The sequence below is a fragment of the Belnapia arida genome (assembly GCF_016773205.1).
GTDB lineage: Bacteria > Pseudomonadota > Alphaproteobacteria > Acetobacterales > Acetobacteraceae > Belnapia > Belnapia arida.
Genome location: NZ_JAETWB010000003.1, coordinates 249,977 through 264,190, shown reverse-complemented (window position 1 = coordinate 264,190; position 14,214 = coordinate 249,977). Strand labels below are relative to the sequence as shown.

The 14,214-nt window shown below is 71.5% G+C and carries 11 protein-coding genes; 10 read left to right on the top strand and 1 reads right to left on the bottom strand.

Annotated features, from left to right (window positions below):
* Positions 1-332 precede the first annotated feature (332 nt).
* The 7 genes from JMJ56_RS11010 (at position 333) to JMJ56_RS10980 (ending at position 10,353) form a co-directional block, all read left to right on the top strand.
* Positions 333-1,199 (top strand): calcium-binding protein, encoded by an 867-nt coding sequence (locus JMJ56_RS11010; RefSeq protein WP_236037640.1) that lies wholly within the window; start codon positions 333-335, stop codon positions 1,197-1,199.
* A 95-nt stretch (positions 1,200-1,294) separates the two neighbouring features.
* Positions 1,295-3,481 carry a glycosyltransferase family 2 protein gene (locus JMJ56_RS11005; RefSeq protein ID WP_202831654.1) on the top strand — a complete coding sequence of 729 codons (2,187 nt, stop codon included), beginning with the start codon at positions 1,295-1,297 and terminating at the stop codon, positions 3,479-3,481.
* 5 nt (positions 3,482-3,486) lie between these two features.
* Positions 3,487-4,731: a glycosyltransferase family 4 protein gene (locus JMJ56_RS11000; protein ID WP_202831653.1), complete on the top strand. Its 1,245-nt coding sequence runs from the start codon at positions 3,487-3,489 to the stop codon at positions 4,729-4,731.
* A 95-nt stretch (positions 4,732-4,826) separates the two neighbouring features.
* Complete coding sequence (locus JMJ56_RS10995; protein WP_202831652.1) at positions 4,827-5,543, top strand: hypothetical protein; 717 nt, start codon at positions 4,827-4,829, stop codon at positions 5,541-5,543.
* 4 nt (positions 5,544-5,547) lie between these two features.
* Positions 5,548-7,284 (top strand): ATP-binding cassette domain-containing protein, encoded by a 1,737-nt coding sequence (locus tag JMJ56_RS10990; protein WP_202831651.1) that lies wholly within the window; start codon positions 5,548-5,550, stop codon positions 7,282-7,284.
* Complete coding sequence (locus JMJ56_RS10985) at positions 7,281-8,978, top strand: ATP-binding cassette domain-containing protein (RefSeq protein ID WP_202831650.1); 1,698 nt, start codon at positions 7,281-7,283, stop codon at positions 8,976-8,978. The genes JMJ56_RS10990 and JMJ56_RS10985 overlap by 4 nt, the downstream gene beginning before the upstream one ends.
* A complete protein-coding gene (locus JMJ56_RS10980) occupies positions 8,962-10,353 on the top strand; it encodes an HlyD family type I secretion periplasmic adaptor subunit (protein ID WP_202831649.1) in 1,392 nt (463 codons plus the stop codon). The genes JMJ56_RS10985 and JMJ56_RS10980 overlap by 17 nt, the downstream gene beginning before the upstream one ends.
* A gap of 22 nt (positions 10,354-10,375) precedes the next feature.
* Here the strand turns inward: JMJ56_RS10980 and JMJ56_RS10975 are convergent, their stop codons facing one another.
* Complete coding sequence (locus JMJ56_RS10975; protein WP_202831648.1) at positions 10,376-11,467, bottom strand: TRAP transporter substrate-binding protein; 1,092 nt, start codon at positions 11,465-11,467, stop codon at positions 10,376-10,378.
* A 134-nt stretch (positions 11,468-11,601) separates the two neighbouring features.
* Here JMJ56_RS10975 and JMJ56_RS10970 point away from each other — a divergent pair, with 134 nt between their 5' ends.
* Genes JMJ56_RS10970 through JMJ56_RS10960 form a run of 3 tightly spaced genes read left to right on the top strand, consistent with a single transcriptional unit; the run spans position 11,602 to position 14,191 of the window.
* Positions 11,602-12,354, top strand: coding sequence for a glutaredoxin domain-containing protein (locus tag JMJ56_RS10970; protein ID WP_202831647.1), 753 nt, complete (start codon positions 11,602-11,604; stop codon positions 12,352-12,354).
* The gene (locus tag JMJ56_RS10965) at positions 12,351-13,418 is read left to right on the top strand and encodes an LLM class F420-dependent oxidoreductase (protein WP_202831646.1); all 1,068 of its coding nucleotides are present in this window, start codon (positions 12,351-12,353) and stop codon (positions 13,416-13,418) included. Before JMJ56_RS10970 ends, JMJ56_RS10965 begins: the two co-directional genes overlap by 4 nt.
* Positions 13,415-14,191 carry an enoyl-CoA hydratase-related protein gene (locus tag JMJ56_RS10960; protein ID WP_202831645.1) on the top strand — a complete coding sequence of 259 codons (777 nt, stop codon included), beginning with the start codon at positions 13,415-13,417 and terminating at the stop codon, positions 14,189-14,191. The genes JMJ56_RS10965 and JMJ56_RS10960 overlap by 4 nt, the downstream gene beginning before the upstream one ends.
* The last annotated feature ends 23 nt before the right edge of the window (positions 14,192-14,214 follow it).

Below are 14,214 nucleotides of genomic sequence, written 5' to 3'. Positions count from 1 at the left end.
TGAAGAAGGCAAGCCGTCTCAATTTGTACCAGCGATAGAGACATCTCCCTGTAATTCACGGTTAGGGACTGCCCGGAGTAGTTTTATCGCGATTTCGTGATGACGTTACCGACATGATCCGCCGGCGATGATTTCGTTGGCGCGACAGCAAAGGCGCTTATCCTTCGCACTGCACCATGAGATTTCGGCGCCGCCTCCGTCACGCCACGGCCGGTGTAAAGACTTGTCGCCTCGGTTGCCTCCAGATTGACCAGACTGCAACCACTGGTTAAACACTAACCTCATAGGACGGCGCCTTATCGGTGCCTGACATCGGCGGTGGGGTGATTGTCATGGCGGATTTCGCATCGATAGCCGGGGGGCAACGGTTCGACCTGGCCCAGTTCGGCGACGTGCCGAGCGGAGTTGATGCTTTCTATCATATCGAGACCGGCGGCCTGTTCATCGACCGCGGCCTGTCGGCCGGCGAGACCTTCGTCGATGCCAAGGACGCCAGCGGCGGCATCGCCTTCAAGGACGGCTCCGCCGGCAACAGCCTGGTGGATGACGGGGGCAACGTCCTCGGCTTCTACGGCAGCCGCTTTGCCGACACAGTCAACGCCGGCGGTGGCGACGACAGCATCTCCGCTGGCAATGGCAACAACTATGTCAGCGCTGGCGACGGCAACGACTCGATCACCGCGGGCGACGACAACGACACGCTCATCGGCGGCTCGGGCGACGATCAGATCCTCGGTGGCGACGGCCGCAACAACATCCAGGGCGGCGGCGGCAACGACACGCTCTCCGCCGGTTCTGGCAATGACAGCATCTCCGGCGGCGTGGGTAACGACAGCCTCTGGGGCGGCGACGGCAACGACACGCTGCTCGGCGGCGACGGCATGGATACGCTGGCCGGCGGCGCGGGCAACGACCTGCTGAACGGCGGCGCCGGGCCCGACTACTTCGCCTACGAGGATGGCTTCGGCGGGAACGACACGATCCTCGGCTTCAGCTACGGCGAGGACTTCGTGCAGATCAAGGCCGGCATGGACGGCATCGACAGCCTCGACGACCTCGCCGGCAAGATCACCGTCGAGGGCTCGAGCGTGAAGATCTCGCTGAGCAGCGGCGACACCATCCTCATTAAGGGCATCAGCGGAACCACCGCCCAGGATATGGCCGCCCATCCGGAGAACTGGATCAAGGGTCTCGGCTAGCGCTGGACCGCGCCGGCATAAACACAGCGGAAAGCATTCTCTGATACCCGTGTCTCATGATGACGGGGGCAAGGGTTCTGGATACCTTCGAACCAATGCCGGCGACATCCTCGGATGTCGCCGGTGGCGCTTCTGCCGTGCTTCTCGCACTCTCGCCCGGCGCCGTGCTGCTCGTCCTGCGGGACGGGCTTCCCGGCATCGATACGGGCAACCTCTTCCTCGCCTCGGCCCGTGGGCCGATCGAGCCGCCAATGTCCTGGCAGACCGTGCCGGGGACGGCGCTTTCCCTCCTTCTGCTGAAGCCGCAACCGGGGCTCGCCGTGGGCGAGTGGCTCGATGCCGGCGATGAGGCGGGCGGGCGGCTGCGGCTGCTGCCCGAGGCCGGCAGCGTCGAGGACTGCTTCGGCAACCTGTCGCCGGCGGCCCTGCTGCGTGTGGCGGGATTCCTCGCCGCACGCGGCCGCCGCCTGCTGCGCGGCGCGGAGGATGCGGCCCTCGCCGCGGCCTGCCATGCCGTGGCCGGGCTTGCCCAGGCACCGGAGCGGGGCGCCCGGCCAGCGGTACTCTGCGGTACGGATACGCTGCTCTGGTCCCTCCCCCGCGGCCTCGCGGCGGAGGCGGCCACCTCCTATGTCGTCGGCCGGGACCGGTTGCGGCAGGTGGGACATACGCGCCATGCGCTGATCCTGGACGACCGAAGCTTCGAGGGCGGCTTCCTGCTGCCGGCCGGGGCGGAGGGGCCGATCCATCTCGCGCCGGCGCCGGCCGCGCTGCCGACACTCGGTGACCTGGCGCGCCGGCAGGACGCGGCGGGGCGCGGCCTCTATCGCCTGGCGACGACCGAGCTCGCCCGGCGCGCAGCGACCGAGGAGGCAGCGCGGCGGCTGCTGCGGGACCATCAGCTGGTGCAGCCGGCGCAGCCGGCGGCGCAGGTCAGCCAGCCGGGCGAGCCCTTCGGCGGCGCACTCGAGCTGGCGGTGGACGATCATGCCGGCGGGCTTTTCCTGCGCGGCTGGCTGCGCGATCCGCTGGGACTCGTCGCGCGGCTCACCCTGCAGGGGCGGTTCGGCGAGCAGCGGCTGGCGCCGGAGCAGATGATCCGCTTCCCGCGCCCGGACATCGGCAAGAAATACGCCGAGGCACCGCACGGCGGAGCGGAGCTGAAGGCCGGCTTCATCGCCCACCTGCCGCGGGCGGCATTGCGGCCCTCGGGGCAATGGCGGCTGCAGGTGCGGCTGAGCACGGGTGACGAGGTGGCGCTGGTGGCGCAGCCTTCCATCACCACGCCGCTGCTGGCGCGCGATCGGGTGCTGGGCGGCATCGCCCCGGTGCATGTGACGCCGGAGATCATGGCGCGCTGCATCGCCCCGCCCGTGGAACGCCTGCATCAGCGGGTGATGGCGGCGCGGCAGACGCCCGAGGTGGTGCAAGTCGGCCGGCCGGTGGCAGCGCCGGCGGTCAGCCTGGTGATCCCGATCTACCGCAACGTCTTTTACCTGCGGCATCAGCTGGCGGCCTTCGCGCGGGATGCGAGCCTCGACGAGGCGGAGCTTATCTTCGTGCTCGACAGCCCGGAGCAGCGGGAGGACCTGGAGCACAACCTGCGCGGCTATCACGGCATTGGCGGGCGGCCCGTGACGCTGGTCGTGCAAGCGGCCAACTACGGCTATGGCAGCGCCTGCAACGCCGGTGCGGCGGAGGCGCGGGCGCCGGTGCTGCTGATGATGAACTCCGACGTGGTGCCGGCGCGACGCGGCTGGCTGCGGCCGCTGCTCGGCATGCTGGAGGCGGCACCCGGCCTCGCCGCGGTGGGGCCGAAGCTGCTCTACGGCAACGACTCGCTGCAGCATGCGGGGCTCTATTTCGAGCAGCTTGGCGGCGACGGCGACTGGTACAACAGCCACTACTTCAAGGGCCTGCCGCGCCGCCTACCGGCGGCGAACGAGGCGCGGGAGGTGCCGGGCATCACCGGCGCTGCCTTCTGCGTGCGGCGGTCGGCCTTCGAAGCGGTGGGCGGCGTCACCACGGACTACGTCGTCGGCGACTACGAGGATTCCGATCTCTGCCTGAAGCTGCGGGCGGCGGGGCATGGCATCGGCTATGTGCCGGCCTCGGAACTCTACCATTTCGAGCGGCAGTCCATCGCCCTGCATGGCGGCTACACCAAGACGCTGACGGCGGCCTACAACCGCGGCCTGCACCACCGGCGCTGGGCGGGGGACATCGCGGCGCTGATGGCGCGAAGCTGGCCGGCGGGCACCCTGCCCGGCGGGACGGAGTGACGGCCATGCGCGTGCTCTTCCTTTGCCACAACCATCCCACGCTCCAGCCCGGAGGGACCGAGGTCTTCTCCCGCAACCTGTTCCGCGAGCTGCGCGACCGGCACGGGGTGGAGGGGCTGTTCCTCGCCGCCGTCACCAGCAGCCACCGCGAGCCGCTGCCGGGCACGGTGGTGCAGGCAGTGGGCCAGGCGACGGATGAGATGCTGCTTTGGCTGGATAATTTCGACCGGTTCTTCCTGACGCAGCCGGATACCTATGGGCTGGCGACGCTGGCGCCGCTGATCGAGGCGCTGGCGCCGGATGTGGTCCATGTCCATCACGCGTTGCAGCTCGGCACGGAGACGATCGACCTGGTGCGGCGGTTGGCACCGAGGGCGCGCTTCATCTTCACCGCGCACGACTTCTTCCCGATCTGCCCGCAGGAGGGGCAGCTGCTCACCACGGATGGCCGGCTCTGCAACGGGCCGACACTGGATGGCTGCCTGCGCTGCTTCCCGGACCGGGGGGCGACGGACATCGTCATGCGGCAGCTCGAGCTGCGCGATGTCTTCGCCGATTTCGACCATATCCTGGTGCCGAGCGAGTTCGCCCGCGGCCGCTACGTGGCGAGCGGCTGGTCGCCCGAGCGCTTCAGCGTCATGCCGAACGGCGTGCCGGAACTGCCAGCGGCGCCCTTCCGCACCGTGCCCGACGGGCGGCGGGACCGCTTCGGCTTCTTCGGCCATATCAACCGGTTCAAGGGCAGCCTGATGCTGCTGCGTGCCTCGCACCGCCTGAGCGAGGCCGGGGTGGCGCACCGGGTCACGCTGCATGGCGGGGCGGCCTATCAGTCCGAAGCCTTCATGGCGGAGTTCAACACCGCCCTCGCCGCGGCGCCGGCGGTGCATTACCGCGGCGCCTACGTGGCGGAGGAACTCGCCGGACTGATGCAGCAGGTGGACTGGGTCGTGATCCCCTCCATCTGGTGGGAGAACGCGCCGCTGGTGGTGCAGGAAGCCTTCCGCCATCGCCGCCCGGTCATTTGCAGCGGCATCGGCGGCACGGCCGAGATGGTGCGTGACGGCGTCGATGGGCTGCATGCGCCGGTGAAGGACCCGGCCGGGCTCGCCGAGGTGATGCGGCGGGCGATCGAGACCGAGGGGCTTTGGCAACGGCTGGTCGAGGGCATCGCCCCGCCGGTGACCCTGGCAGAATCCGCGAACCGGCACCTTAGGTTGTATGAAGCTGCACTGGCCGTCGCTTCCGTTTAGAATGTGGCCTGGTTCAGGGCCGGTCTCGCCTGGCCCGCTGTTTCGATCGAGCGATTTCCCCCGGTCAGGGGGCTGCTCCAAGGGAATCTTCGCCGATGTCGATGGATGCCACCCTGGCCGAGGACGCCCCGCTGGCTGAGGAGACGGTCGCGCCCTCCGATATTCGCGGGCTGATCGACAACGCGACGGCCGACAGGCTTTATGGTTGGGTCTGGGATGCGGCCCATCCGGGATACCGCGTGAAGGTCGAGTTGCGCCTGGAGGGCAAGGTGGTGGCCACCGGGGTCGCGAGCAATCCGCGGCCGGACCTCGCCAAGCACGGCATCGGCGATGGCAGCCATGCCTTCGAATTCCCGCTCCAGCGCCAGTGGTTCCGCCAGCTGCGCGACCTCTCGGTCATCGCCTACGGCCGGGACGGCACGACGATGCAGGTGCCGGTGCATGCGCGCCGGCAGGAGGAGGCGCTGGTGCCGGCCACGGCCACGGCGCAGCTCCAGATCGTGGCCGAGACGCTGGTGGCCGAGCAGGCGTCCATGCGCGGGGAGATGGAGGCCATGCGGCGCCGCATGGCCGGCCTGCCGGATGGCGGCGCGCTCGATGCCGTCGCCCAGGCGGGGCAGGAGATGCAGCGCCGGCTGGATACCATGGAACTCTGGATCACCCGGCTGGACGACAGGCTCGCCCAGCTCGTGGCGCCGCCGGAGGCCGGGGCGAAGGGCGGGGTCGATGTCTGGCAGGTGGTGCTGATCGGCCTGCTGGCGGGCCTCGGCTGCGGCGTCATGGCCTTCATCCTCGCCCGCTACGGGATCTAGTCGCTTGGCCCGCGCGACGCTGGAAAGCGGCCTCCAGACCACGCTGTCGGAGGCGATGGGGCCGCTCAGGCTCGGCCTCCGGCGGCTGGTGGCGTTCCTGGTGATGCTGGGGCTGTTCGCCGCGGGAGCGGGCTTCGCCATGGTCGAGGCGGGGGCGACCCTGCTGATCTCGGTGCCGCAGACGCGGAGCCTCGACACCATCGGCACCGTGCTCTGCCTCTGGGCGCTGCTGCTGGTGATCGCCGCCGCGCTCGGCCTGCAGCAGGCGGCGGGGCTGCGGCGGCTCTCGCGCTTCGTCGCCGGACGGCTGGGCGTGGCTGCGGCGCTGGCCATGGCGCAGCGGGCCGGGCGGCCGGAGGCGATCGGCAGCGCGGCGCTCGAGGATCTGGCGGTGCTGCGGCGGGGCGTCGCCGGGCTGGCGGCGCGGGCGCTGGTGCAGATCCTCGCCCTACCGCTGCTGATCCTGCTGGCCTTCGCGGTGCACTGGGCCTTCGCGGTGCTGACCATTCTCTTCTACGGCGTGGCGGGGCTGCTGAGCCATGCGCTGGTCCAGGCGCTGCGGCGGGAGATGGAGCTGACGCGGACCGCGAGTGCCCAGGCGCAGGGGCTGGCCGCCGATGCGATGCGGGCGGGCGAGGCGATCCTCGCCATGGGGATGCTGCCGCGGCTGGCGGGACATCTGCTGGCGACCGGAGCGGAGGCGGCGGGGGAGGCCTTCCTCGCCCGGCGGCGGGCGAGCCGGCTGCGGCTGGCGCTGGAGGTGGTGCTCGGACTGTTCGGCGGTGCCTTCCTCTTCCTGATGGCCTTCCTGGTGCTGGGCGGGGTGGCCGGGCGTGGCGCGGGGATGGAGTATTTCTTCCTCACCTTCGCCCTGGCCACGCCCTTCGCCGCCTTCGTCGGCGGCAGCCGGGAGGTGGCCGAGGCCATGGTGGCCTGGCAGCGGCTGCGGCGGCTGCTGGCGGAGACGCCCAGCGTCCACCGCGGCACGCCCTTCCCCTGCCCACGGGCGCGTCTGGTGGCCGAGCACCTGACCTTCGGCTTCCGCGGGATGCAGCCGGTGCCGCTGCGCAATGTCGACCTCGCCCTGGAGCCGGGCGAGGCGGTGGCGATCGTCGGGCCGTCGGGCTGCGGCAAGTCCACGCTGCTGCGGGTGCTGATGGGGCTTTATCCGCCCGGCGCGGGCGGCGTCTATCTCGACGGCCATGCGGTGCATCAGTGGGACCGCGAGGAGCTGGCGCGGCATGTCGGCTTCCTGCCGCAGCAGCCGCTGCTCGGGCGAGGCACGGTGGCGGAGGCCATCGCCCGGCTCGGTACGCCGGACATGGAGCTGGTGCTCGATGCAGCGCGGCGGGCCGGGGTGCATGAGGCGGTGACGGCCCTGCCGCTCGGCTATGCGACCCCGGTGGCCGGAGCCTGGCCGCTCTCGATGGGGCAGCAGCACCGGCTGGCGCTGGCCCGGGCGCTCTACGGCCGGCCGCGGGTGCTGGTGCTGGACGAGCTGGCGGGCGGGCTGGACATGGCGGGCGAGGCGCAAGTGATAGGCCTGCTCGGCGTCCTGCGGCAGGAGGGGGTGGCGGTGGTCTTCACCACGCACCGGCCGGCGCTGGTCGGTGCGGCGGACCGGGTGCTCGCGCTGCGCAACGGCTCGCTGGTGCCGACCGGGGCGCAGGACGGTCCGCCGCAGGTTGCGGCGGCGGCGCAGGCTCCGCGCCTGGCCAGGCGGAAGGCGGCGGCGGCATGAGCGCGACGGTGCTGCAGCGCCGCGGCTGGCTGCGGGCCATGGGGCTCGGGCCGGGGAGCGTGCTGGCGATCCTGCTGCTCAGCCTTGGCGGGATGCTTGGGCTGTTCGACCTGGTGCTCAGCATCGCGCACATTACCGATGGCGTGCTGGAGAGCAAGAACGGCAACACCGTGCTGGCGCTGATGCTGGTCTTCGCCATGGCGACGCTGCTCGCCGCCTATTACCGGCACCGACGCGAGGCGCTGCTGCAGGCGATGGCGGAGCGGCTGGGCCTTGCCTTGCGGGCGGAAGCCTTGCAGGCGGCGATCCGGCGGGCGGCGCGGCGCGACCTGGTGGCGGGGCTCGACCTGCTCGGGGATGTCGCGGCGGCGCAGCGCTTCGTCGCCGGCGAGGCGGTGGCGGGGCTGCTCGACCTGATGGGGGCGGCGGCGGCGCTGGGGCTCGTCTTCCACCTGCATGCGGGTTTCGGTTGGATCCTGCTGGCCGGGATGGGGGCGACGGCCCTGCTCGGGCTGGTGCTGCGGCGGGTGGCGGGCCCGGCCGCGGCGACGGGCGAAGCGGAGCTGGCGGCTGCGGGCCATGAGCTGGCCGGGCAGCTGGTGCATGCGGACCTGGTGCGCGGGCTCGGCCAGTTGCCGGCGCTGCTCGGGCGCTGGCAGCGGCGCCACGAGGCAGCGCTTGGCCTCGCCGACATGGCCGCGGCGAGGAGCGATGCGATCCGCGAGTTGCAGATGCTGGTCGCGGCGCTGACGATGATGGGGCTGACCGGCTCCGGCGTGCTCCACGTCATTGAAGGGCGCGGGACGATCGGGCTGGTGCTCGGCGCCGTGTTGCTCGGGCAGTTCGCGCTGCGGCCGCTCGCCGGGCTGGTGCAGCATTTCGAGGCCTGGCAGGCCGGCACCCGGGCCTGGGCGCGGCTGCGCCGGGCGCTGGCGGAGGAGGCGCAGGTCACCGCCCGGCCGCCCCTGACCGAGGCGCGGCCGGGGCTGGTCGTCGAGGATCTCGGCTTCCACCCGGTGGGGCGGGACCAGCCGGTCCTGACGGGGCTCGGCCTCGCCCTGGCGCCGGGCGAGGTGCTGCTGGTCGAGGGCGGCAACGGCACGGGCAAGACGACGCTGCTGCGCCTCGTGCTCGGGCTGGTGCCGCCGGATCAGGGACGCGTGCTGCTCGACGGGCAGGACACCTGGTTCTGCGACCGCGGCACGCTCGGCGCGCGGATCGGCTACCTGCCGCAGGACGTCCAGCTGCTGGAGGCGGACATCTTCACCAATATCGGTCGCGGGCCGGGCGCCCCGGCGGAGCTGGTGGTGGCTGCGGCGCGGATGGCGGGTGCGCATGAGATGATCGGGCGGCAGCCGCTGGGCTACCAGGCCCCGGCCGGGACCAGCGCCGGGCTCTCGGCCGGGCAGCGGCGGCTGGTGGGGCTGGCGCGGGCGCTCTACGGCATGCCGCGGCTGCTGGTGCTGGACGAGCCGGAGATCGGCCTCGACGGCGCGGCGCGGCAGGCGATGCGGGCGGCGGTGAGCCAGGCGAGCGCGGCCGGCGCGGTCGTGCTGGTGGCGACGCACGAGCCGGCGACCTGGGCCGACCTCGCAGGGCACCGGCTGCGGCTGGAGGCCGGCGGCACCTTCGAATGGCTCGCAGGCGGGCCCGATGAGAGTGACATGGAGCGGCATCGTGCAGCAGCTGGTTAAGCATGGGGCGCCTGTGGCGCTGCCCCCGGCCCTCCCCTCGGCCCTTCCGCAGGAATCGCTCCAGAAGCAGCTGGAGCGGGCGGTGCAGAGCCCGCCGGTCCATCGGCTGGTACGGCGCTCGCTGCTGACGCTGGCCATCACCCTCCTGCCGATCGCCGGCTGGGCGACGATGACCGTCGCCGAGCGGGCGGTGCTGGCCAGTGGACAGCTCGTCCCCGAGGGGCGGCGGAAGACGGTGAACCTGCTGGAGCCGGGCATCCTGCGGCGCCTGCTGGTGCAGGAAAGCTCCGTGGTGCAGGCGGGCCAGCCGCTGCTGCAGCTTGACGTGACGCAGGCGGAGGCGACGGCGGGGCAGGCCAAGGCCGCCTATTGGAGCGGGCGGGCGCGCGTCGCCCGGCTGCGGGCGGAGCAGGCGGAGCAGCGGCAGCTGGCCTTCCCGGTCGATCTGACGGCGGCGGCGGGGGCCGATCCGGCAATCCAGGTCTTCGTCCGCGCCGAGCAGGCGCTCTTCGCCGCGCGCTGGGCGGCCTTCGACGGGCAGGTCGGCGTGCAGGAGCGCGCCATCACCCAGTTGCAGGAGCAGGTGGCGGGCGCCCAGGCGCAACGCGAGGGCGCCGGGCGGCAGCTCATGGCCGTGCGGGAGCAGATCGCCGGCTACAGCCGGCTGCTGACGCAGGGCTTCGCCTCGCGCTTCACCGTGCTCAACCTGCAGCAGCAGGAGGCGGGGTTCGTCGCCACGATCGGGCAGGCGAATGCGCAGGAGGCGCAGCTGCGCGAGGGCATCATCCAGGCGCAGCGGCAGCTGGAGGGGCTGCGGCTCGCCCGGCTCTCCGACATCGCCACCGACATGCAGACCACCGAGGCGACGACGGCTGCGGCCCTGCAGCAGCTGCGCGCGGCGCAGGACGTGCTGGCGCGGCGCGAGGTGCTGTCGCCCGAGGCCGGCAAGGTGACGAATATCCAGGCCTTCACGCCGGGGGCGACGATCCAGACCGGGCAGCCGATCCTCGACCTGGTGCCGCTGAACGACCGGCTGGTGGTCGAAGGCCGGGTGCAGCCGACCGATATCGAGCAGGTCTCGGTGGGGCAGCGGGCGAATATCCGGCTGAGCAGCTACCGCACGCGCAACGTGCCGATGCTGGAGGGGCGGGTGATCGTCGTCGGCGCCGACGTGCAGGTGCCGCCGAACAACGGCGGCGACCCGTATTTCCTCGTCCGGCTGGAGTTCGATCCCGGGCAGCTGGAATCGGTGCCGGATCTGGCACCGGTCGCGGGCATGCCGGCGGAGCTCTACATCCTCGGCGAGAGGCGGACGCCCCTTGCCTATCTGTGGACACCGTTGAGCGCGGCGGCGCGGCGGGCGCTCAGGGATTAGGAGGGGCGCCAGGCCCCTCCCCTCACCGCCGCTGCGCGGCCTGGGCGATGTAGTTGTCGAAGGACAGCTCGGCGACCCGGAACCAAGCCCGCATGTCGTCGCGCGCCTTCGACCACGCAGCGTGGATCTTGGCATATTCCGGGCTCTTCTGGGCGAGTTCCGCCTCCAGCGCCATGGCCTCGCGGTAGCAGGCGTCCATCACCTCGCGCGGGAAGGCGCGGAGCTGGGTGCCGGCGGCGAGCAGGCGGCGCAGCGCCTCCGGGTTGCGGGTGTCGTAGCGGGCGACCATCCAGTGCGTCGCCTCGGCGGCGGCGGTGCGGATGGCGGCCTGGTAGCTCTTCGGCAGGGCGTTCCACTGCTCGAGATTGGCGACGAAGGTGGTGTTGGCCGCGCCCTCCCACCAAGCGGGATAGTAGTAGAATGGCGCGACCTTGTTGAAGCCAAGCTTCTCGTCGTCATAGGGGCCGAGCCATTCGACCGCGTCGATGGTGCCGCGCTCGAGCGCCGGGTAGATGTCGCCGCCGGCCAGCTGCTGGGGGACGCCGCCGACGCGCTGGAGCACCGTGCCGCCGAGGCCGGCGATGCGCATCTTGAGGCCGCGCATGTCCTCGACCGTCCTGACCTCCTTGCGGAACCAGCCGCCCATCTGCGCGCCGGTCGTCCCCAGCGGCAGGGCGTAGGTGTTGTACTGGCGGAACAGCTCGTTCAGCAGGTCGATGCCGCCGCCCTCGTACATCCAGGCATTCTGCTGGCGGGTGTTGAGGCCGAACGGCACGCCGGTGGCGAAGGCGAAGGCCGGGTTCTTGCCGATGTAGAAGGAGCAGGTTGTGTGGCAGCACTCCACCGTGCCGGTCTGGACCGCGTCCAGCGCCTGGAGGGCGGGGACGACCTCGCCAGGGCCGAAGACGCGGATCTGGAAGCGGTCCTCCGTCAGCTCGGCGACGGTGCGGGCGAAGACATGGGCGGCGCCGTGGATGGCGTCGAGGCTGGTCGGGTAGCTGCTGGTCAGGCGCCAGCGCAGCGCAGGCGTGGATTGCGCGAGGGCGGGCGTCGCCAGGGGGATGGCGGTGGTCGCGGCGAGCGCGGTCTGGCCGAGGATGGCTCTGCGGTTCATTCCTTGGTTCCCTCCGGGGTGCTTTCGGGGCCGGGAAGAACCATGGATGAGGCCGGCGGGGAAGCCCCTGCAACCGGGCTGGTCGGATGGCACGAGGCGTATAGACTGCGGGAAAATCCCGGAGGAACGCCGCCATGCCCGACGATGTGCGGGTCTATTGGATGACCGGCTGCACCAGCTGCCTGCGCACCAAGGAGTTCCTGGCGCGGCACCGGGTGCCCTTCGCCTCACGCAACGTGCTGGCCGACGAGGCGGCCTATGCGGAGCTCGAGCGCTTCGGGCTGCGGCAGGTGCCGATCGTGACGCGGGGCGAGGCCTGGGCGAACGGGCAGGTGCTGCGGGACGTGGCGGAGCTGGTCGGGATCGACCTTGGGGCACCGCAGGTGCTGCCCGTGGCGGAGCTGCGGCGGCGGCAGGAGGCGATCCTCGCCGGGGCGGCGCGCTTCGCGGCGCAGCTGCCTGAGGAAAGCCTCGGGACGCTGCTGCCGGACCGGCCGCGGAGCCATGCCGACCTCGTCTACCACATCGTCAACATCGTCGATGCCTTCCTCGAGCATGAGGCAGGCATTCCGCTGCGCTACGAGGCCTATTTCCGGCTGCCGCCCAGGGCGGAGCGGGCCGCGCTGCTGGCCTATGCGGCGGATGTGGAGGGGCGGCTCGCGGCCTGGTTCGACGGGCCGGGGCGCGGACGGGATTGGACGGAGGCGGCGCAGGTCTATTACGGCCGGCAGTCGCTGCACGAGTTCCTGGAGCGCACCGTCTGGCACAGCGGGCAGCATGCGCGGCAGCTGATGTGGGTGCTGGAGCGGATGGGGATCGCGCCCGACGGGGCGCTGGGGCCGGAGGTCTTCGCCGGCCTGCCGATGCCGGAGGAGGTGTGGGGATGAAGCTCGGGCTCTCGATCGGATATTCAAAGGCGCAGCTGGACGTACCTGTCGCGCTCGTCCAGCGGGCGGAGGAGCTCGGCTACGACTCCGTCTGGACGGCGGAGGCCTATGGCTCGGATGCGGTCTCGCCGCTGGCCTATCTGGCGGCGGTGACGAAGCGCATCCGTCTCGCCACGGGGGTGATGCAACTCGCCGCGCGGACGCCGGCCAATGCGGCGATGTGCGCGGGCACGGTCGACAGCCTCGCCGGCGGCGGGCGGTTCATTGCCGGGCTTGGGGTGAGCGGGCCGCAGATCGTCGAGGGCTGGTACGGCCAGCCCTGGGGCAAGCCCTATTACCGGGTGAAGGACTATGTCGCGATCATGCGGAAGATCTGGGCGCGCGAGGCGCCGGTGACGCATGACGGGCCGGAGATCCCCCTGCCCTATACCGGCCCGGGCGCGCTCGGCATCGGCAAGCCGCTGAAGTCGATCCTGCACATGAATCCCGCCATCCCGGTCTATCTGGGGACGGAGACGGATGCGATGGTGCGGCTGACCGGCGAGATCGCCGATGGCTGGTTGGCTCTCGGCTTCGTCCCAGGCACGCTTCCCCATTTCATGCCGCTGCTGGAGGAGGGTTTCCGCCGCGCCGAGAAGGCGACGGGCCGGCCCAAGACGCGGGCCGACTTCACTATCCATGCCAGCGTGCATGTCGAGGTTTCGGACGACGTGCGCGGCGCGCTGGCGAAGCTGAAGCCGGAGATCGCCCTCTATGTCGGCGGCATGGGCCACAAGGACAAGAATTTCCACCGCGACATGATGGAGCGGCGCGGCTTCGGCGAGGCCGCGGCGCGCATCCAGGAGCTGTACCTGGCCGGCCGGAAGGAGGAGGCGATCGCCGCCGTGCCTGACGACTGGGTGGACATGAAGTCGCTGGTCGGGCCGCCGGCGCGGATCAAGGAGCGGTTCCGCGCCTGGGCGGAGAGCGGGGCGGATGCGCTCAGCGTGCGGTCGCGCCAGCCGGCGGCGATCGAGGTCATGGCGGAAGCGGCGGGGCTGGCTTCGGCGGGAGGCGTGACATGAGCGAGGCTGTGCTGTTCGAGATGGTGGAGCCGCATGTCGCGCTCGTCACCATCAATCGGCCGGAGGCACGGAACGCGGTGAATGCCGCGGTCAGCGCGGGGATGGAGGCGGCGGTCGACTGGGCGGAGGCGGACGCGGAGATCCGGGTCGTGGTGCTGACCGGGGCGGGGCCGCACGCCTTCTGCGCCGGGGCCGACCTCAAGGAGGTTTCGGCGGGGCGGAGCACGGCACTGGCCGGGGCGAGATATGGGTTCGGCGGCTTCGTCAAGGCACCGCGGACCAAGCTCTGGATCGCGGCGGCGCAGGGACATGCGCTGGCGGGTGGGCTGGAGCTGCTGCTGGCCTGTGACATGGCTGTGGCGGCGGAGACGGCGACATTCGGCCTGCCGGAGGTGAAGCGGAGCTTGGTCGCCGCAGCCGGCGGAATATTCCGGCTGCCGCGGGCGCTGCCGAAGGCGATCGCCATGCAGATGATCGCCACCGGGGAGCCGATACCGGCGGCGCTCGCCTTGCAGCATGGCCTGGTGAATGCGGTGGTGCCGCAGGGCGAGGTGCGGGAGGCGGCGCTCGGCCTGGCGCGGCGGGTCACCGCCAATGCGCCGGTGGCGGTGCGGGAGAGCCTCGCCATCGCCCGGCAGGCGCTGGTGCTGGATGACGACACGCTTTGGGCGATGAGCCGATCGGCGAGCGAGCGGATCAAGCAGACCGAGGACTTCCAGGAAGGCCCCAGGGCCTTCGTGGAGAAGCGCCCCCCACGCTGGGTGGGGAGATAGGCTCGGACCGGTCCAGGCCGGGT